We start from the raw sequence: 19261 nt of genomic DNA, 5'->3' as shown, positions 1-19261 counted from the left end.
GGCAATCGTCGTGATGGGAGTGAGCGGCTCCGGCAAGTCCACGGTCGCGGAAGCGGTGGCTGAGAAACTGGGCGTTGCCTTCATAGAGGGCGACAAACTACACCCGAAATCCAATGTCGATAAAATGTCCGAGGGTATTCCGCTGACCGACGAAGATCGCTGGCCATGGCTCGATCTGATCGGTGCGGAACTGCGCAAGGGCAGCGACGGCAAGGGTATCGTGGTTTCCTGCTCCGCACTCAAGAAAATCTATCGCGACCGTCTTCGTAAGGCGACCGGTGGCCCACTCGCTTTCGTGTACCTTGATGGCAGCTTGGAGCTTCTCAGCCGGCGCATGGGTGAACGCAAGGGCCATTTCATGCCGCTTTCGCTGCTTCAAACCCAGCTTGCCACGCTGGAAGTGCCGACCGGCGAACCGGGCGTCGTAACCGTCAGCATCGACACTACACCCGAAGAGATCACCGTCAACGCGCTCGCCGGCCTGAAGACGGTAACCTTCTAGAGGCCCAGCTTGTCTCTCAAACCATACCACCACGCACCAAGCACGGTCAGCGGCACGCGGAACGTCTTGCCGCCGGGGAACGGGTAGTTCGGCAGGGAACTCCAGATATCGAAACGTTCGGCGTGGCCGGCAACGGCCTCGCCCAATATCTTGCCGAGTAGATGGGTGGTCGTCACCCCATGGCCGCTGTCGCCGTGTGAGAAGTAGATATTATCCGAGAGCTTGCCCATATGCGGAATGCGCGTCAGGGTCAGCGCGAAATTGCCGCTCCAGGCGAAATCGATCTTAACCTTCTCCAGCTGCGGAAATGTCTTCAGCATGTTCGGACGGATAACACCGGTGAGGTCAGTCGGATCACTGCCGCCATAACCGATGCCACCGCCGTAAAGCAGGCGATTATCCGACGTGCGGCGGTAATAATCGAGAATGTAATTGGCATCCTCGACGCAATAATCGGCGGGCAGAAGGGCCTCGATCAGATCGGCATCAAGCGGCTCCGTCGCCATGACCTGGCTTGAGACCGGCATCATCCGCTCGCCGATTTCCGGCAGCAAGGAGCCGAGATAGGCATTGCCGCAGACGAGAACATATTTCGCCTTCACGCTGCCCGTTGCCGTGCGCACGATGGGATTGACGCCCTGCTCCACCGCGATGACGCGCGAATTTTCGAATATGCGGGCTCCGAGGCTTTCGGCCGCTGCCGCTTCGCCCTGCACCAGATTGAGCGGGTGGATGTGGCCGCCGAAGCGGTCGATCATGCCGCCCGCATAACGGTCGCTTTTCACATAGTGGCCAACATCCGCCTTGGAGACCATTTCGAGGCCGCCATGGCCGTGTTTTTCCCAATGGGCTTTGTGAGCCTCCATTTCGCGGATCTGCTTCGGCGTAAAGGCGGCAAAGAAGCCGCCATCGACGAGATCGCAGTCAATGCCGTATTTGGCGACGCGACCGCGGATAATCGCTCCGCCTTCCAGCGACATTTCTCCGAGCTTCACCGCCTTTTCGTGGCCGTAACGTCGGGCGATGGTTTCGAGATCACGGCTATAGCCATTGACGATCTGGCCACCATTGCGGCCGGAAGCGCCGAAGCCGACCCGCACGCCTTCCAGAACGATGACGGAATAACCACGTTCACTGAGTTCCAACGCGGCGGAAATGCCGGTGAAACCGCCACCGATGATGCAGATATCGGCTTCCAGCGCTCCTTCAAGCGAGGGCCGCACGGTTTTGACATTGGCAGAGGCCGCATACCACGACGATGTGTGGCCGGGATTGGGAATGTTCGTTACCTCAGCCATCTCACACCGTCCTGATATAGGCGTCATATTCGACGTCGGTTACACGCAGGGAAAATTCGGAAAGCTCCTGCTGCTTGCAGGCGGAAAACAGCGTCCGGTACTTCTGGCCAAGCGTTGCATAGGCGAAGCTCGACCGCGTGAAGCGCTGCAGGGCATAGTCCCAGTTGGTGGGAAGCGGTTCATGATTGATGGCGTGGCTATCGCCGGCGATTGCGCCGCCGGGCTGGCGCTTCTCCTTCATGCCGGCAAGTGCGGCGCTGAGGATCATCGCAAGAACCAGATAGGGATTGGTGTCGGCACCGGCCACCCGATGCTCGATACGCGTCGCGGCCTTGCTGGCAACGATGACACGCACCGCTGCCGAGCGGTTGTCGATGCCCCACGAGGCATAGGTCGGCGCATGTTCGCTGGGGGTCAGGCGGCGATAGGAATTGGCATGGGGTGCGAAGATCGCCATGCTTTCCCCCATGTTTTCCAACAGGCCGCCGACCGAATGCATCAGCGCATCCGACGGGCCATCTTCCCCGGCATAGATATTCCTGCCGTCCCTGTCGAGAACGGAAAAATGCACATGCATGCCGTTACCGGCCTGCAGCCCATAGGGCTTGGCCATGAAGGTGGCGTCGAGTTCATGCCGCCGTGCCACGCCCTTGACTATACGCTTCAGAAAGACGGCGAAATCGGCGGCCTGCAGGGCATCCGGCACATGGTTGAGGTTGATCTCATATTGCCCCGGCCCGTTTTCCCGCAGCGTCGTATCGGCAAGCACACCCTGCGCGCGGCAGGCCGTGGAAATGTCGTGAAAGACGTCCTCGAAATCCTGCAATTCGGAAATCGACAGAACCTGCGTCTGACCGGTGTGCCAACGGCCCTCACGGCTGTGTGGCGGGCGTACCGGATCAAGCGCCGAGCGGACGGGATCAATCAGGTAAAATTCCAGTTCAGTGGCCACGACCGGCGTGAGGCCAGCTTTTTTATAGGCGCTCAGCACCTGCGACAGAACATGACGCGGATCGCCATAAAAGCCGGTTCCATCCGGGTTTTTCATCGCCAGCAGAACCTGCGCCGTTGGCCGGCCAAGCCATGTCACCCGTGACAGCGTGCCGGGAACGGGGAAACAAAAACCATCAGGATCACCCGTACCTTCGGCAAGACCTGCGGCGTGCACATCCCGGCCCCAGATATCCAGCGCATAAACGGATCGCGGGATCGCCATTCCCTTTCCAAGCACGTCGATTGCCCGTTCGCGCGGAATCCATTTGCCACGCGGGACACCGTTCGCGTCTATGACGAAAGCTTCGAGAATTTCGATATCTGGGTTATCGGCGAAAAATTTCTTTGCGTTTTCAATATCATACATCATGCACCAGCAAGCCGTTTCCATCTCGTTTCATGCGCAGCGAGTTTCGCTAACGAAAGTCGCCCTGCTGCTGATAGATGAGAAACCTCGCCACCATGATGACGTTTGCCCCTTTTCCCCTTTGCATGGAACCATGTTACGTGGCCTGCCACAGGAAGGCCAGCGGATTCGGCTATCAGGGATTGAACCTTTCCGGACGATAAGCATCGATGGCGATAACCGGCGCTTCTCCCAGCATGGTTTCCGCCAGAACACGGCCGGTTATCGGGCCCAGCGTCAGTCCGTGATGGGCATGCCCGAAGGCGAGCCATAGGGTTCTGTGGCGCGGCGCCTTACCGATGATCGGCATCATATCCGGCGTGCAGGGCCTGGCACCCATCCACGGCTCCGCATCCAGCCTGCCGCCGAGGGGAAAGACGGTGCGGGCAACCCGTTCAGCCCTTTCGATCTGCACGGGGGATTTCGGCGCATCGCGTTCGGCAAATTCCGCACCGGTCGTCAGGCGGATGCCTTTTCGCATCGGCGCCAGGAAATAACCACGCTCGGCATCGATCAGCCAGTTGTTGAGCTTCGTCCCCTCCTGCGGCGCATAATGCATGTGATAGCCACGCTTCACGCCGAGCGGCAAACGATAACCCAGCCTCTCTGTCACCGTATCCGCCCATGGACCAAGCGCCACGACGGCATGTTCGGCTTCCACCGCACCGGTTTCGGTGCGCACCGTCCAGCCGCTTGTCGTCTGGCTGAGGGTGGAGGCATCACCCCGGACAAAGGTTCCGCCGAGGTTTTCGAACAGTTTGACATAGGCAAGCGTCAGCGCGTGCGGATCGCGTACTGACCAGGGATCATTCCATTTCAGGCCACCGACGAAATCGCGGCTGAGATGCGGTTCGACCGTGGCTAGCTCGTCGGCATCGAGTTTGGTGTGGGAAATGCCGTGCTCGCGCGCGAGACGCTCGGCAAAGGCATAGTCGGCGTCCCGCCTTTCGGCGGTCCTATAGGCCTCCATCCAGCCATTTTTCACGATCAGATCGCCCGCCTTCGCCTCATCGATCAGGATGCTGTGCTCCGAGACCGAATGTTCGATCAGCGGCGTATAGGCGCGTGCAATCGCAGCATGCCTGATGGCTGCGGAATTATACCAGTAACGGCCGAGGAAAGGCGCGATCTTCGGCAGGGCGGAGAGGCGGTAGCGGACATCGATCCTGTTATTCAGCGAATAGCGCAGCAGCAGCGCAAGATCCTGCGGGAAGCCGTAAGGCACCACGCCCTCTCTCTGGATCAGCCCGGCATTGCCGAAAGAGGTCTCTTCGCCCGGTCCGCGCCGGTCCACCAGCACCACCGATTTGCCCCTTCGAGCCAGTTGCAAAGCGACAGAGACCCCGATGATCCCCGCTCCCAAAACGACCACATCCGCTGCCATCGCAATCAACCCGTTTCCGTGTCACGTCCACCGCAACATGGGTCGGCATTTTGCGCAAAGCAACAGAAAAATCATTGCCTTAATGGAAAACCCGATGCGCCTTACTGGCTAACCGCTTTGGTTTTCACGGCCTCGATGTTAAAGGCGGCTGCCAAAAGCGCCTTGGTGTAATCCTGCTGCGGGTTGGCGAAAATCTCTGCCGCCGGACCGCTTTCCACCACCTTGCCGTGGCGCATGACGATCAGGTCGTTGGCGAGCGCCTTCACCACCTTCAGGTCGTGACTGATGAAGAGGTAGGCCAGTTCATGCTTCGCCTGGAGATCGCGCAGCAGATCGACCACCTGCGCCTGCACGCTCATGTCGAGGGCCGATGTCGGTTCGTCCAGCATGACGAAACGGGGTTTAAGCACCATCGCGCGGGCAATGGCGATGCGCTGGCGCTGGCCACCTGAAAATTCGTGCGGATATCGCCAGCGTGTCGCCGGATCGAGGCCCACCTCTTCCAGTGCTGTGGCAACCCGCGTATCGCGCTCGTCTGCGGAGAGGGACCGCTCATGTACCTTCAGGCCTTCCGCGATGATTTCGCCTACCGACATACGCGGGCTGAGCGAACCGTAGGGGTCCTGAAACACCACCTGCAGCCGGTTCCTGAGCGGTTTCATCATCTCATAGGAATAGCTGTCGATCGACTGGCCGATGAAGCTGATGCGGCCCTTCGAGGAAATCAGCCGCGAGAGCGCAAGACCAAGCGTCGTCTTGCCGGAGCCGGATTCGCCCACGACGCCCACCGTCTGGCCGGCGCGCAGGGTTATATCGATACCATCAACCGCCTTGACATGATCGACCACCCGGCGCATCAGCCCCGCCTTTATCGGGAACCAGACCTTGATGTCGTCGCCCTGCATGACCACCGGTTTGCTGGCATCGGAATGCGGCGGTTCGCCCTTCGGCTCGGCAGCCAGAAGATGGCGGGTATAGGCGTGCTGCGGATCGGTAAATACCTGCTCCACCGTTCCGGTTTCGACGATCTTGCCCTTGGTCATGACGCAGACGCGGTCGGCGAATTTGCGGACGATGCCGAGATCATGGGTAATGAACAGCATGGACATGCCGTGCTGCGTTTTCAGATCACCGAGCAGTTCCAGTATCTGCGCCTGCACCGTCACGTCGAGTGCCGTGGTCGGCTCGTCGGCGATCAGCAGTTTCGGTCGGTTGGCGAGTGCCATGGCGATCATCACGCGCTGTCGCTGACCGCCGGATAGTTCATGCGGATAGGCCTTCAGGCGCTTTTCCGGCTCGCGGATGCCGACCTGCAACAGCAGTTCCAACGTTCGCGCCCGCGCCTCCGCACCGGTGATCGCCTGATGCAACTCCAAAATCTCGCCGATTTGCCGCTCGATGGTGTGGAGCGGGTTAAGCGAGGTCATCGGCTCCTGGAAAATCATGGTGATGTCGTTGCCGCGCACGGCACGCAGCGCCCGCTCCGGCAGGGTCAGCATGTCCTTGCCGTCGAACAGGATTTTTCCCGACGGGTGGCTGGCCGCCGGATAGGGCAACAATTTGAGAATGGAATTCGCCGTTACCGATTTGCCGGAACCGGATTCACCGACAAGGGCGACGACTTCGCCCGGCATCAGGTCAAAGGAGACGTGATCGACAGCCACGCTGGTCGCGCCCCCCTGATGGAAGGCAACTGAGAGATCACGGACGGAGAGAAGCGGCTGGATTTTTGTTTCCGTCATGGCGATCACCGGAACGTCTTGCGTGGATCGAAGGCGTCGCGCACCGCTTCGCCGACGAAGATCAACAGCGAGAGCATGATGGACATGGTGAAGAAGGCGGTGAGGCCGAGCCAGGGGGCCTGAAGATTGTTCTTGCCCTGCGCAATCATCTCGCCCAGCGACGGCGATCCCGGCGGCATGCCGAAGCCGAGGAAATCGAGCGATGTGAGCGTCGTGATCGAACCGGAGAGGATGAAGGGCAGGAAGGTCAGCGTTGCCACCATGGCGTTGGGCAGAAGATGCCGGAACATGATCGTCCAGTTGCCGACGCCGAGCGCCCGCGCGGCACGGACATATTCGAAATTTCTGGCCCGCAGGAATTCGGCGCGGACAATGCCGACGAAGCCAACCCATGAGAACAGCAGCATGATGCCGAGCAGCACGAAGAAGCCCGGCGGCAGGATGGCCGCAATGATCAGCAGGATGTACAGCACCGGCATGGACGACCAGATTTCAATGAAACGCTGCAGAAGCAGGTCCGTCCAGCCGCCGAAATAGCCCTGAATGGCGCCGGCCGAGACGCCGACGAGGGCCGATGCGATGGTCAGCGTCAGGCCGAACAGCACGGAGATGCGGAAGCCGTAGATCATCCGTGCCGTAACATCGCGCGCCTGATTGTCGGTTCCGAGCCAGTTGAGATTGCCAAGCGTGCAGCCCGGATCGGCATTGTCTTGCGGGTAAGCCGAGCAGCGTTCTTTTTCATCCATCAGCCAGAAGGGTGCCGTGGGTGCCGAATGCGGAATATTGGAATTGACCGTCTGGTAGGAATAACGGATCGGCGGCCAGATCATCCAGCCATTGGCGTTGATCTCGTCCTGAATGAAGGAGGACTTGTAATCGGTCTGGGCAAGGAAGCCGCCGAATTTCTCCTCCGGATAGTCGACCATGACCGGCACCAGAAGCTCGCCCTTGTAGGAAGCGAGAATAGGTTTGTCATTGGCGATGAATTCCGCCATCAGGCTCAGGAAAAACAGAATGAGGAACAGCCAGAAAGACCAGTATCCGCGGCGGTTCGCCTTGAAATTCTGCCAGCGGCGCTTGGTCGTTGGCGAAAACAACGGGCGCTTCGGCTTTGCCAACGTTCCGGTTCCGGCGGGATGGACAAGCGACATCACACGTCCCTCCGCTCGAAATCGATGCGCGGATCGATCCAGGTGTAGATCAGGTCGGACAGCAGGCCGACGACGAGGCCCATCAGCGAAAAGATGAAGAGCGTGCCGAAAACGATCGGATAATCACGGTTGACCACCGAGAGATAACCGAGACGGCCGAGACCATCCAGCGAGAAGATATTCTCGATCAGCAGCGAACCGGTGAAGAAGGCCGAGATGAAGGCGCCCGGAAAACCGGCGATCACAATCAGCATCGCGTTGCGGAAGACATGACCGTAGAGAACCCTGCGTTCGGTGAGACCCTTGGCGCGGGCGGTGACGACATATTGCTTCTTGATCTCGTCGATGAAGGAATTTTTGGTCAGAAGCGTGGTTGTCGCGAAGGCCGAAAGCGACAGCGCGATCAGCGGCAGCGTCAGGTGCCAGAAATAGTCGATGATCTTCTGCCACCAGTTCAGCTGGTCGAAATTATCCGAAACCAGACCGCGCAGCGGAAACCAGTCGAAGAACGAACCGCCGGCGAAAAGCACGATGAGCAGGATGCCGAACAGGAAGCTTGGCACCGCATAACCGATGATGATGATGCCCGATGTCCAGACATCGAAGGTCGAGCCATCGGAAACGGCTTTCTTGATGCCGAGCGGAATGGAAATCACGTAGGAAATGATCAGGATCCAGAAGCCGAGCGAGGCCGAGACCGGCAGCTTGTCGATGATGAGATCGATCACCGACGAGTTGCGGAAGAAGCTGTCGCCGAAGTCGAAGCGGATGTAATTCCACATCATTTCAAGAAAACGGGTGAGCGGCGGCTTGTCGAAGCCGAACTGTTTTTCGAGCTTCTTGATCAACTCAGGGTCAAGGCCCTGTGCGCCGCGATATTTCGAGCCGCTTTCATCGAAACCACCGGACTGGCCCATGAGATCGCCGCCGCCGGAGAGCCGGTCGGAGGCGCTGTCGCCCTGCCCGGTCAGCTGCGCCACGACCTGTTCCACCGGCCCGCCCGGCGCGAACTGGATGACGAGAAACGAAATGCCCATGATGCCGACGATCGTCGGGATCATCAGCGCCAGACGTCTGAGGATATAGGCGCCCATCAGCCTCTGCTCCCGGGCGTCAGAACGCTTCCGCATTTCTTCGAATTGCGAAAACGCTCTAACTTTTTATTTTGGCGCATTTCCGGACGGAAAACCGGGGACCACTTTTCCTGGAAATGCTGTAAGTCAGCGGTTTTCGTTTCAGTCAAACCCGGTCCTTTCGTGAAAGCGCCTTGCGTGCGCTCCAAGCGATTCGTCTCGCCCTATGTGAATCAAGCCTTCGTCGCGAAAGCAAGGCTAGCGTTATTGTCCCGCTTGGCTGGACCACCAGGCCTCCGGGAAACCGACGCCGTATTCGGGCAGGTTTTCGGGGCGGATGAGGGTGTTCCAGTAGGCGATGAACATCTCGCCGCGGTAAAATTGCGGAATGACATAGCTGTTTGCCAGAAGCATCCGATCGAGTGCGCGGGCAGCGGCCACCTGCTCATCCCGGTTGGGCGCAAATATGACCTTCCTGACCAGGGCATCCACGGCCGGGTTCTTGATGCCGGCGAGATTGTTGGAACCCTGCCGGTCGGCGGCTGCCGAACCCCAGAAATCCGCCTGCTCGTTGCCGGGATTGGCCGATGTCGCCCAAAGCTTGACGATAATATCGTAATCAAAGCTGCGGGTACGGTTGGTGAATTGCGAGGCATCGACCGTGCGGATGGTCGCGTTGATGCCGATTTTCTTCAGACTCTGGACATAGGGAAGGATGGTTCGTTCCATGCCGGCGGAATCGATCAGAAACTCCATATCGAGTTGCTGGCCGGTCTTGGCATTGACCATGCGATTGCCGCGCAGTTCGTATCCTGCTTCCTTCATCAGCCTGACGGCTTCGCGCAGATTGTCGCGCTGCTTTGCCGGATCGCCCGCCACCGGATTCTTATATTCCGTCGTGAAGACCTCCGGCGGAACCTGATCCTTCAGCTCCTGAAGAATTTCCAGTTCGCGGCCTGTCGGCAGGCCGGAGGAAGCCAGTTCGCTGCCCATGAAGAAGCTGTTGATGCGCTGGAACTGACCGTAAGCCAGCGTGCGGTTCAGCTCTTCGAAATCGAAGGCGTAGTTCAGTGCCTTGCGCAGGTTGGGGTTCTGGAACTTCTCGCGCCGCATGTTCGGCACGAAGGCCTGCATGATGCCGACGGAGCGATAAATATTCGGCAGTTCCTCTTTCTTGACGCGGCCTTCCTTCACGGCCGGAAAATCATAACCCGTGACCCAGCGGCTGGAGGAGGCTTCCTGCCGGAAATCGACTGTGCCCGATTTGAAAGCCTGGAACTCCACGTCCTGATCGGCAAAGAAAGTGTAAGCGACGGTTTTGAAATTGTTCATTCCCACATTCACATTGACGTCCTTGCCCCAATAATCGTCACGGCGTTCATAGGTGATAGACGAGCCGGGGGAGACGGCTGCGATCTTGTACGGACCGGAGCCCATGACCGGTTCCAGCGTACCGCGCGATATGTCGCGCGGTTTGCCATCGGGGCCGGCGCCTTCCCACCAGTGCTTGGGAACGATCAGCAACTGCCCGACGATCTGCGGCAATTCGCGATTGTTCTTTTCATCGAAGGTGAAGGTAATGTCCCTTTCGCCGCTCACCTCCGCCTTGGTGACGTGGGTGTAATAGGTCGAGAGTTGCGGGCTCAGATCCTTCGCTTTTTCGAAGCTGAAGACGACATCCTCGGGCGTTACCGGTTTGCCGTCCGCCCATTTGGCGTCCTGCCGCAGCCGGAACGTCGCCTTCGTAATATCGTCGGGATAACTCACGCCCTCGGCCAGCAAACCGTAGGAAGCCGACAGTTCCTCTTCCGTCGATTTCATCAGCGTATCGTAAACCAGCGAAAGGCCCGTTGCCCTCTCGCCCTTAGCAAGCAGCGGATTGAGCGTATCGAAAGTGCCTGATGTCGACAGGCGCAATGTGCCGCCCTTCGGCGCCTTGGTATTCACATAGTCGAAATGGTCGAAACCATCGGGATGTTTCAGCTCCCCGACCGTCGAAATCCCCTTTCGCCAGACATCCGCCGACTGGGCGGAAGCCAGCGCCGGTATCAACAGGGCGGATGTCGCGAGAGCGACAAGGATACGGGATTTCAGTGGTGCCAATATCATCGGGGGAATGTCCCTGTTTTTGTGCTTGCTGGAGAGAGCATAAAAGAAAGATTGGCAAAAAACAGATGCGCTGACTCACAAGCTCTTTATCGGCGTCTTTATCACCGCTTTGCGAGGGCCAAGCGAAACATGGTTTCACCAAAATCCCGTTCCAGTTTATTCTTGGGGCAAGAGAATCACCTGATCGGACGGGCACGGCTATATGACGGCGGGATCATCAAGAGTTTTCAAGGCGGCCATGCTGGCGATATCGGTCGTCTCCGCGCTTCAATTGCAGATCGAGGCCGCATCGGCCGAAGACCGGCCCGCGAAAGAAGTGTTTGGCCACATGGCTCTGCCTTCCGCCGCAACCTCCCAGCCGATTGGCTCCTATGCCAAGGGCTGCCAGTCCGGCGCCATCGCCATGCCGACGGATGGTCCCGGCTGGCAGGCCATGCGCCTTTCGCGCAACCGGCGCTGGGGCCAGCCGCAGCTGATTTCCTTCCTCGAGCGCTTTTCGCAGGATGCGCAGAAGATCGGCTGGCCGGGATTGCTGCTTGGCGATATTTCCCAGCCGCGCGGCGGCCCGATGCTGACCGGCCACGCCTCGCACCAGATCGGCCTCGATGTCGACGTCTGGTGGCGGCCCATGCCCACTCCCCGGCTGACCGTGGAGCAGCGCGAAACGGTGCCTTTCATCTCGATGCTGGACAAGAGCAAGTTCCTGACGGTCGATGACCGTAAATGGTCGCCGCTGAATGCCCGGCTGGTGATGATGGCGGCAAGTTACCCGCAGGTGGAACGTGTCTTCGTCAACCCGGCCATCAAGCAGAAGCTCTGCCAGACATGGACCGGCGATCGCACCTTCATGGGCAAGATCAGGCCGATCTACGGCCATGACGAACATTTCCACATCCGTCTCGAATGCCCGCCCGGCGCTCCCAACTGCAAACCACAGGCGGAGGTCGGCAAAGGCGACGGTTGCGACAAGTCGCTTGCCTGGTGGTTCACCAAGGAACCATGGGCGCCGCCGAAAAAGGACCCCAATGCCAAACCGGTGAAGCCGCGCCAGGTCATGGTTTCCGATCTGCCCGCGGCCTGCGCCGCAGTCGCCGCTGCCCCTTCCGCCAACCCCGAGGGTCTTGCCGCCCAGGCCTATTCGCCGACACCGGCTCAGGCCCCGGCCGCACGCCAGCAGAACGTGGAGCAGGTCATTCAGGCCGCTCCCGCCCTGCAACCGCCTTCGGATATTCCGCTTCCGACCCAGCGTCCGACATTGAACTGAAACAGAAATGAGGCATTCAACAGCTTCCCTTTTCAAATGGCGGCAAGCTGTTATAGAAGGCTTCAAATCGATTTAATTCTTTGAGGACGGGCTGGGACCATGGAAGGGCAACGCTGTATCGCGCTCATCGCTCACGACGAGAAAAAGGACGATATGGCGGATTTCGCCCGTCACCATCAGAAGGCGCTTGCCGGTTTCAGGATCGTCGCCACCGGCACCACTGGCGGGCGGGTACAGGAAGCATGTCCGGGCCTTGAGGTCATTCGCCTCAAAAGCGGTCCCCTCGGCGGCGACCAGCAGATCGGCGCGATGATCGCCACTGGTGAAGTGGACATGCTGATCTTCTTTACCGATCCGCTGACGGCCATGCCGCATGATGTCGACGTGAAAGCGCTGACGCGTCTTGCCACGGTCTATGACATTCCCATGGCGCTCAACCGCGCCACCGCAGAAAACATGATCGACTTCAATTCCGCCGACTGACCCGCACCCACCAATATGGAACAGGCAATGCCGAAGACGTCCGATACCGAATATCTGTCCTTCCCGATCCTTCTTGGCGACATCGGCGGCACCAATGCCCGCTTTTCCATTCTGATCGATTCCTTTGCGGCACCGGTGCACCTCACCACCGTGAAGACGGCAGAATATCCTGCTATCGATGACGCCATCCAGCAGGCGGTTCTGGACAAGACCTCGCTTCAGCCGGTCTCCACCATTCTTGCGATTGCCGGCCCGATCGAAGGCGACGAGATTCCGCTCACCAATTGCCACTGGGTCGTCAAGCCGAAGGACATGCTCGCCAATCTCGGCCTGAAGGACGTCATCGTCATCAACGACTTCGAGGCACAGGCTCTCGCGATTGCAGCCCTTGACGACGATAACCGCGACGCCATCGGCTCCGGCAAAAAAGACGTGCTTGCATCGCGCGTCGTTCTCGGACCGGGCACGGGGCTCGGCGTCGCCGGGCTGGTCTATGCCCGCCATATGTGGTTTCCGGTGCCTGGCGAAGGCGGCCATATCGATATCGGCCCGAGAAGCGCGCGTGACTATGCGGTTTTCCCCCATATCGAAACCATCGAGGGCCGTGTCGCGGGTGAGCAAATCCTGTGCGGGCGTGGACTGGTCAATCTTTACCGCGCCGTCTGCATCGCCGATGGAATTGACGCCGTCTTCTCCGATCCGGCCGATATCACGTCGCAGGGTCTTTCCGGCCAGAACGCGCAGGCGAAAGAAACGCTCTCGCTGTTCAGCACCTATCTCGGCCGTGTGGCGGGTGACCTTGCGCTGATCTTCATGGCCAAGGGCGGCGTTTATCTCGCCGGCGGCATTTCGCAGAAGATCATCCCCGCGCTGAAGAGCCCGGAATTCCGGGCCGCTTTCGAGGACAAGGCGCCGCACACCGCCCTGATGCGGACCATTCCGACATTCGTCGTCACCCATCCGCAAGCGGCCCTTTCCGGGCTTGCCACCTATGCCAGAACGCCTTCCGATTTCGGCCTGTCGCTGGACGGCCGGCGCTGGAGAGCCTGATCGGTTTTGAAGGACACCCCTTCACATGTGATGCTTGCGAAGCGGGCGGACGGTCTTTAACGTCGCTGTAGCAAACATCCGATACCGGCGGGTTCCGATCCGCCCGACATGAAAAGTGAGTGACAGCATGGGCAGCAGCGGCATGAAACTGGTGGTGGTGGGCGCGGCGGGCCGCATGGGACAGGCGCTGATCCGCCTCATTCACCAGACGCCGGGCGTTCAGCTGCATGCCGCAGTGGCGCGTGAAGGTTCGGCTTTTGTCGGCCGCGATGCCGGTGAAATTTCCGGTCTCGGCCCCATCGGCGTCGAAATCACCAGCGATCCGCTGCAGGCATTTCTGCATGCGGAAGGGGTGATCGATTTCACCTCACCGGCAACGAGTGTCACCTTTGCCGGCCTCGCCGCGCAGGCACGCATCGTACACGTCATCGGCACCACGGGCTGCTCGCCCGAAGACGAAGAAAAATTCAAGGCAGCATCACGCCATGCCCGCATCGTCAAGTCGGGCAATATGAGCCTCGGCGTCAACCTGCTCAGCGTTCTCACGCAGCAGGCGGCGCAGGCGCTGGATGCGCAGAACTGGGATATCGAAATTCTGGAAATGCACCACAAGCACAAGGTGGATGCACCCTCGGGAACGGCGCTGCTGTTGGGTGAAGCTGCGGCGGCAGGCCGCAAGGTCGATCTGACCGCCTCTTCCGTGCGCGTGCGCGACGGACATACCGGCGCGCGTGAGACCGGCACCATCGGTTTTGCCACGCTGCGCGGCGGCTCGGTGATCGGCGAACATTCGGTGATCTTCGCCGGAGAAGGTGAGCGCGTGGAGCTTTCCCACTATGCCGGCGACCGCTCCATTTTCGCACGCGGCGCGATCACGGCAGCTGTCTGGGCCTTCGACAAGAAGCCCGGTTTCTACTCCATGCTGGATGTGCTCGGACTTTCGCAGGCGGAGTAAGCTCGAACTCTAATTTTCCACCGTGAATTCGACCGTGTCGGCCGAGAAGCGGCTGATGGCATATTGCACCGGCACGCCATCCATATCGGCATTTAATGCCTGGGTGACAAGCAGGATGGCCCCGGGCGATAGTTCGAGATCGGCCAGATCCTGCGAATCCGCGTGGATGGCGGAAATGACGGTCGACGTGCGAACATAGTCCGCCACACCAAGGATATTGAAAGCGGCCGTGATCGAGCCGCTTTGCTGATAGGCCTCACCTATTCCGGCAAAACGATCCGCCGGGAACCATGTGGTCGAACGGGACACGGGGCGGCTGTCCGCCTTGCGCAGGGTTTCCAGGCGGATGAGCGTCGCACCTGATGGCAGTTGCAGCCGCGCTGCGAGATCGGCAGTTGCCGGCTCGGTTGTGTGGGAAAGCAGCAGCGCCTCCATTTCCTTCACCTGATCGGCGATGCCGGCCGTAAAGCGCGTGCGCAGCGAAATCGGAAAGCTCAAACGCTCCTTGCGCGTAATCATTGTGCCGCGTCCCTGCATCGGCTCGAGAATGCCTTCGCTCGCCAGCGCAGCAATGGCGCTTCTGACGGTATGGCGGTTGACGCCGAATTTTTCGGCCAGCGTCATCTCGGGCGGCAACATGCCGGTTGCGTCGTGATCGCCAGCTGCAATCTCGCCCCTGATCCGGTCGGCAATTTGCCGCCAGAGCGCCACGCCGTTCTTTCTTTTCATCGCTGCTGCAGGGCTCATGTCACACGCTTGTCATTCATCGGCGTTAATTGTAGCTTATATTGTATAGTTGTCTATATCAATAGACATTAGAGGTCAAGCGATGAATAACGAAGCTGCGAATATGCATGCAGAGAGGAAGCGAGTGGCGGCGCTTCTTGCCCGCGCCACCGTTCAGGAACTTGAAAATGTCTGGAGCCGGCAGGATGCCAGCCCGCAGACGGAAAATGTGCGGGGGCCGGAAACCGGCCTCGTCATGGTCAAAGGCCGTATCGGCGGCGGCGGTGCACCTTTCAATCTCGGTGAAACCACCGTCACCCGCGCGACCGTCAAGCTTGCCTCGGGAACCGTCGGCCATGCGCATGTTCTCGGCACCGGCCGCAAGAAGGCCTGGTATGCCGCTGTTTTCGACGCACTCTGGCAGGAACTCCCGACCCGGGACCTCGTCGAGAGCGAGCTTCTTTCACCGGTCGAAAAAAGACTGAGCGAAGAGAAGGAACGGAAAACAAAGGAAACCGCAGCCACGCGGGTCGATTTCTTCACCATGGTTCGAGGAGAGGATTGATGGGTGTGAAAGCCGAAGCATTGACGGGCGGCTTTTCCAACACCGTCTTCGATTCCCAGCGTATTTTCAAGAAGCTGATGGACGGTATGGCCCGCCCGGGCACGCCGCAGACAATCGAAACGGCAGTCGCTCCGCCGCTTCCGCTTGCCGCTGCCACCGGTGCGGTTCTGCTGGCGCTTTGCGACCACGACACGCCGGTCTGGCTGAGCGGCCTATTGCGCAAGACCGCGGTGCCGGGCTGGATCGGATTTCACACGGGCGCACCTGCTACAGAAGAAAAAGCGGCTGCGCATTTCGCCGTCATTGAGGCAGGCAGCGCCATCGCGTCCTTCGGCCTCTTCGCCCAGGGCAGCCAGGAATATCCCGATCGCTCCACGACGCTCATCATCGAATTATCCGATCTGGACGGCGGACGGGAATTGCTGCTCTCCGGCCCCGGCATCCGCCACGTCAACCTCATCAGCCCTTCCGGCCTGCCGGATATATTCCCGAGGCTTTGGGCGGAGAATAACGCCGTCTTCCCGCGCGGCGTCGATGTCATCCTGACCGCTGGCGATAAATTCGTCTGCCTGCCGCGCACGACGCGCATCAAACCCGTGGAGGCATAAGATGTATGTTGCTGTCAAAGGCGGGGAGACCGCCATCGCCAACGCCCACCGGCTGCTGGCCGACCAGCGGCGTGGAGACCGCGACCTGCCCGCCATGACCGTGGCGCAGATCGTTTCGCAGCTGTCGCTCGCCGTAGACCGGGTGATGGCGGAAGCCTCACTCTACGATCAGTCGCTTGCAGCCCTTGCCGTCAAGCAGGCGCGCGGAGACATGATCGAAGCCATCTTCCTGCTGCGCGCCTATCGCACCACACTGCCGCGCTTCGGCTATTCGGTTCCGGTGGATACCGCTGACATGGCGGTGCAGCGGCGTGTTTCCGCGACCTACAAGGATCTGCCCGGCGGGCAATTGCTGGGCCCGACCTTCGACTACACCCACCGGCTGCTCGATCCCTCCCTCCTCGAAGACGACGCCGTCGAAATCGCTACCCAGCGGGAGGGCGAGCCGGAATATGTCATGCGCGTTTCCGATATCCTCGCCCAGGAGGGGCTGATCGAAAGCGACGGCGACATGCCGGATGATCATATTGCCGGCGATCTGACACGGGAACCGATGGAGTTTCCGATGCCGCGCGACCTGCGCCTGCAATCGCTGGCGCGCGGTGACGAAGGTTTCCTGCTGGCGCTCGCATATTCGACCCAGCGCGGTTATGGCCGCACCCACCCGTTCGTCGGCGAAATCCGCATTGGCGAGGTAGAAGTCGAGCTTGATGTGCCGGAACTCGGCTTTGCTGTCTCACTCGGCGACATCAAGGTCACCGAGTGCCAGATGGTCAATCAGTTCAAGGGTTCGGCCAAGGCTCCGCCGCAGTTCACGCGCGGTTACGGGCTGGTGTTCGGCCAGAGCGAACGCAAGGCCATGGCCATGTCGCTGGTCGACCGCGCACTGCGTGCCAGCGAATTCGGCGAGGATGTGGTTGCCCCCGCCCAGGACGAGGAATTCGTCATCTCACACGCCGACAACGTGCAGGGAACGGGTTTCGTCGAACATCTGAAACTGCCGCATTACGTGGATTTTCAGGCCGAACTCGGTCTGGTGCGGAAGATGCGCGCCGATTTCGAGGCGATCAATACCGATGGCGCGGAGTGGATGGGCGATGCGGCCGAATAGCTCAGCGGCCGTGCTGCTCGCCAAACCAGTAGGCGCAAAAGACGGTCGATGCTGCAAAGACAGCAAAGAACACGGCTGCAAGAATTCCAATCTCCATGAGCTTGTACTCCTTTTTTCACAAGGCTAACGCGCAATGCTTAAAGAAGTTTCATTTGACGACGGGCTGGCTGCCTACAACTTCGCCTATCTGGACGAACAGACCAAGCGGATGATCCGCCGGGCGATCCTGAAAGCCATCGCCATTCCCGGCTATCAGGTTCCCTTCGCTTCCCGCGAAATGCCCATGCCCTATGGCTGGGGCACCGGCGGTGTGCAGTTGACCGCCTCCATCCTCGGTCCCGACGATGTGCTGAAGGTCATCGACCAGGGCGCCGACGACACCACCAACGCCGTCTCCATCCGTGCCTTTTTCCAGAAGGTAGCCAATGTGGCCGTCACCACCCGCACGAAGGATGCGACGATCATCCAGACGCGGCACCGCATTCCCGAAGAAGAACTGCATTCGGGTCAGGTGCTCGTTTATCAGGTTCCCATCCCCGAACCCTTACGTTTCCTCGAGCCGCGCGAGACCGAGACCCGTGTCATGCATGCGCTCGAAGAATACGGCCTGATGCACGTCAAGCTTTACGAGGACATCGCCCGCAACGGCCGCATCTCTACTACCTATGCCTATCCGGTGAAAGTTGCCGGGCGTTACGTGATGGACCCTTCGCCCACGCCGAAATTCGACAATCCGAAAATGCATCTCTCGGATGCCCTGCAGCTGTTCGGCGCCGGGCGCGAAAAGCGCATCTATGCCGTGCCGCCCTATACGGACGTCGTCAGTCTCGATTTCGAGGATCATCCCTTTGAAATCCAGCGCTTCGACAAGCCCTGCGCGCTGTGCGGCGGGGAGAATGTCTATCTCGACGAGGTGGTGCTGGACGACAAGGGCGGGCGGATGTTCGTCTGCTCCGATACCGACCATTGTGAAGACCGCCGCGCCCATGGCCACAAGGGCCACCTGCTGGCGGATGTGAAGGAGGCCGCAGAATGAGCGACGCACCGCTTCTGAAAGTCCGGGACGTTTCCAAATATTACGGCGACCGCGCCGGTTGCCGCAACGTCTCCTTCGAGCTTTATCCGGGCGAAGTGCTGGCGATCGTCGGCGAATCCGGTTCCGGCAAGACCACGCTTCTCAACTGCATCTCCACCCGGCTCATGCCAACGGCGGGCAGCGTCGAATATCGCATGCGCGACGGCTCGGTGCGTGACCTCTATCATATGGGTGAGGCTGAACGGCGTTTCCTGATGCGCACCGATTGGGGTTTTGTGCACCAGAACCCGGCGGACGGACTGCGCATGGCGGTGTCTGCCGGCGCGAATGTCGGCGAGCGGCTGATGGCGGTGGGTAACCGGCATTACGGTAATATCAGGCAATCGGCCAGCGAATGGCTGGAGCGGGTGGAAATCGGCACCGACCGTATCGACGATCAGCCGCGCGCCTTTTCCGGCGGCATGCGCCAGCGCCTGCAGATCGCCCGCAACCTCGTCACCTCGCCGCGCCTCGTCTTCATGGACGAACCGACAGGCGGCCTCGATGTCTCGGTGCAGGCACGCCTGCTCGATCTCGTACGCGGCCTCGTCAACGATCTCGGTCTTGCGGTCGTCGTCGTCACCCATGATCTGGCGGTTGCGCGGCTGCTATCCCATCGCATGATGGTGATGAAGGGCGGCGACGTCATCGAACATGGCCTCACCGACCGGGTGCTGGACGATCCGCGCGAGCCCTACACGCAATTGCTTGTTTCCTCCATTTTGCAGGTCTAGCCGCGTGATTCCGAAAAGTGGCCCCCGGTTTT

At 60.0% G+C, this 19261-nt stretch carries 18 protein-coding genes; 10 read left to right on the top strand and 8 right to left on the bottom strand.

Annotation, left to right across the window (positions count from 1 at the left end; translation table 11 throughout):
- The first annotated feature begins 13 nt into the window (after positions 1 to 13).
- Positions 14 to 502, top strand: a complete 489-nt coding sequence (locus CFBP5499_RS14365) for a gluconokinase (RefSeq protein WP_175416791.1) — start codon at positions 14 to 16, stop codon at positions 500 to 502.
- On the opposite strand, the gene CFBP5499_RS14360 is transcribed toward CFBP5499_RS14365, so the two are convergent.
- The 7 genes from CFBP5499_RS14360 to CFBP5499_RS14330 all read right to left on the bottom strand — a co-directional run bounded on the left by CFBP5499_RS14360 (position 499) and on the right by CFBP5499_RS14330 (position 10658).
- Complete coding sequence (locus CFBP5499_RS14360; RefSeq protein ID WP_175416740.1) at positions 499 to 1800, bottom strand: NAD(P)/FAD-dependent oxidoreductase; 1302 nt, start codon at positions 1798 to 1800, stop codon at positions 499 to 501. The genes CFBP5499_RS14365 and CFBP5499_RS14360 overlap by 4 nt on opposite strands.
- Before the next feature lies 1 nt (position 1801).
- Positions 1802 to 3163 carry a glutamine synthetase family protein gene (locus CFBP5499_RS14355; RefSeq protein ID WP_175416739.1) on the bottom strand — a complete coding sequence of 454 codons (1362 nt, stop codon included), beginning with the start codon at positions 3161 to 3163 and terminating at the stop codon, positions 1802 to 1804.
- Between the two features lie 172 nt (positions 3164 to 3335).
- A complete protein-coding gene (locus CFBP5499_RS14350; protein ID WP_080826850.1) occupies positions 3336 to 4583 on the bottom strand; it encodes an NAD(P)/FAD-dependent oxidoreductase in 1248 nt (415 codons plus the stop codon).
- 101 nt (positions 4584 to 4684) lie between these two features.
- Positions 4685 to 6325: an ABC transporter ATP-binding protein gene (locus CFBP5499_RS14345; protein WP_080827524.1), complete on the bottom strand. Its 1641-nt coding sequence runs from the start codon at positions 6323 to 6325 to the stop codon at positions 4685 to 4687.
- A 5-nt stretch (positions 6326 to 6330) separates the two neighbouring features.
- Positions 6331 to 7476, bottom strand: coding sequence for an ABC transporter permease (locus CFBP5499_RS14340; protein ID WP_080826851.1), 1146 nt, complete (start codon positions 7474 to 7476; stop codon positions 6331 to 6333).
- Positions 7476 to 8570 carry a microcin C ABC transporter permease YejB gene (locus CFBP5499_RS14335; protein WP_080826852.1) on the bottom strand — a complete coding sequence of 365 codons (1095 nt, stop codon included), beginning with the start codon at positions 8568 to 8570 and terminating at the stop codon, positions 7476 to 7478. The genes CFBP5499_RS14340 and CFBP5499_RS14335 overlap by 1 nt, the downstream gene beginning before the upstream one ends.
- A gap of 243 nt (positions 8571 to 8813) precedes the next feature.
- A complete protein-coding gene (locus CFBP5499_RS14330; RefSeq protein WP_080826853.1) occupies positions 8814 to 10658 on the bottom strand; it encodes an extracellular solute-binding protein in 1845 nt (614 codons plus the stop codon).
- A 202-nt stretch (positions 10659 to 10860) separates the two neighbouring features.
- Here CFBP5499_RS14330 and mepA point away from each other — a divergent pair, with 202 nt between their 5' ends.
- From mepA to dapB, 4 genes are all read left to right on the top strand, one after another.
- Entirely contained in the window at positions 10861 to 11922 is a 1062-nt protein-coding gene (gene mepA / locus CFBP5499_RS14325) for a penicillin-insensitive murein endopeptidase (RefSeq protein ID WP_080826854.1), read from the top strand.
- A gap of 99 nt (positions 11923 to 12021) precedes the next feature.
- Entirely contained in the window at positions 12022 to 12405 is a 384-nt protein-coding gene (locus CFBP5499_RS14320; protein ID WP_080826855.1) for a methylglyoxal synthase, read from the top strand.
- Positions 12406 to 12432: 27 nt separating this feature from the next.
- Positions 12433 to 13455, top strand: coding sequence for a glucokinase (locus CFBP5499_RS14315; RefSeq protein ID WP_080826856.1), 1023 nt, complete (start codon positions 12433 to 12435; stop codon positions 13453 to 13455).
- A 127-nt stretch (positions 13456 to 13582) separates the two neighbouring features.
- The gene (gene dapB / locus CFBP5499_RS14310) at positions 13583 to 14410 is read left to right on the top strand and encodes a 4-hydroxy-tetrahydrodipicolinate reductase (protein ID WP_080826857.1); all 828 of its coding nucleotides are present in this window, start codon (positions 13583 to 13585) and stop codon (positions 14408 to 14410) included.
- Positions 14411 to 14419: 9 nt separating this feature from the next.
- On the opposite strand, the gene phnF is transcribed toward dapB, so the two are convergent.
- Entirely contained in the window at positions 14420 to 15157 is a 738-nt protein-coding gene (gene phnF / locus CFBP5499_RS14305; protein ID WP_080826858.1) for a phosphonate metabolism transcriptional regulator PhnF, read from the bottom strand.
- An 82-nt stretch (positions 15158 to 15239) separates the two neighbouring features.
- On the opposite strand from phnF, the gene phnG reads away from it, so the two are divergent.
- The 5 genes from phnG to phnK all read left to right on the top strand — a co-directional run bounded on the left by phnG (position 15240) and on the right by phnK (position 19229).
- Positions 15240 to 15701, top strand: coding sequence for a phosphonate C-P lyase system protein PhnG (gene phnG, locus CFBP5499_RS14300; protein WP_080826859.1), 462 nt, complete (start codon positions 15240 to 15242; stop codon positions 15699 to 15701).
- Positions 15701 to 16309 carry a phosphonate C-P lyase system protein PhnH gene (gene phnH, locus CFBP5499_RS14295; RefSeq protein ID WP_175416738.1) on the top strand — a complete coding sequence of 203 codons (609 nt, stop codon included), beginning with the start codon at positions 15701 to 15703 and terminating at the stop codon, positions 16307 to 16309. The genes phnG and phnH overlap by 1 nt, the downstream gene beginning before the upstream one ends.
- 1 nt (position 16310) lies before the next feature.
- Positions 16311 to 17420, top strand: coding sequence for a carbon-phosphorus lyase complex subunit PhnI (locus tag CFBP5499_RS14290; RefSeq protein WP_080826861.1), 1110 nt, complete (start codon positions 16311 to 16313; stop codon positions 17418 to 17420).
- A gap of 133 nt (positions 17421 to 17553) precedes the next feature.
- Positions 17554 to 18456 (top strand): alpha-D-ribose 1-methylphosphonate 5-phosphate C-P-lyase PhnJ, encoded by a 903-nt coding sequence (locus tag CFBP5499_RS14285; RefSeq protein WP_003507325.1) that lies wholly within the window; start codon positions 17554 to 17556, stop codon positions 18454 to 18456.
- Complete coding sequence (gene phnK / locus CFBP5499_RS14280; RefSeq protein ID WP_003524419.1) at positions 18453 to 19229, top strand: phosphonate C-P lyase system protein PhnK; 777 nt, start codon at positions 18453 to 18455, stop codon at positions 19227 to 19229. The genes CFBP5499_RS14285 and phnK overlap by 4 nt, the downstream gene beginning before the upstream one ends.
- Positions 19230 to 19261: the final 32 nt, after the last annotated feature.

Origin of the sequence: Agrobacterium tumefaciens (assembly GCF_005221325.1) — a bacterium.
Taxonomy (GTDB): Bacteria; Pseudomonadota; Alphaproteobacteria; order Rhizobiales; family Rhizobiaceae; genus Agrobacterium.
The sequence above is the reverse complement of the archived record's forward strand: the minus strand, read 5'-3'. Positions and strand labels throughout refer to the sequence as shown.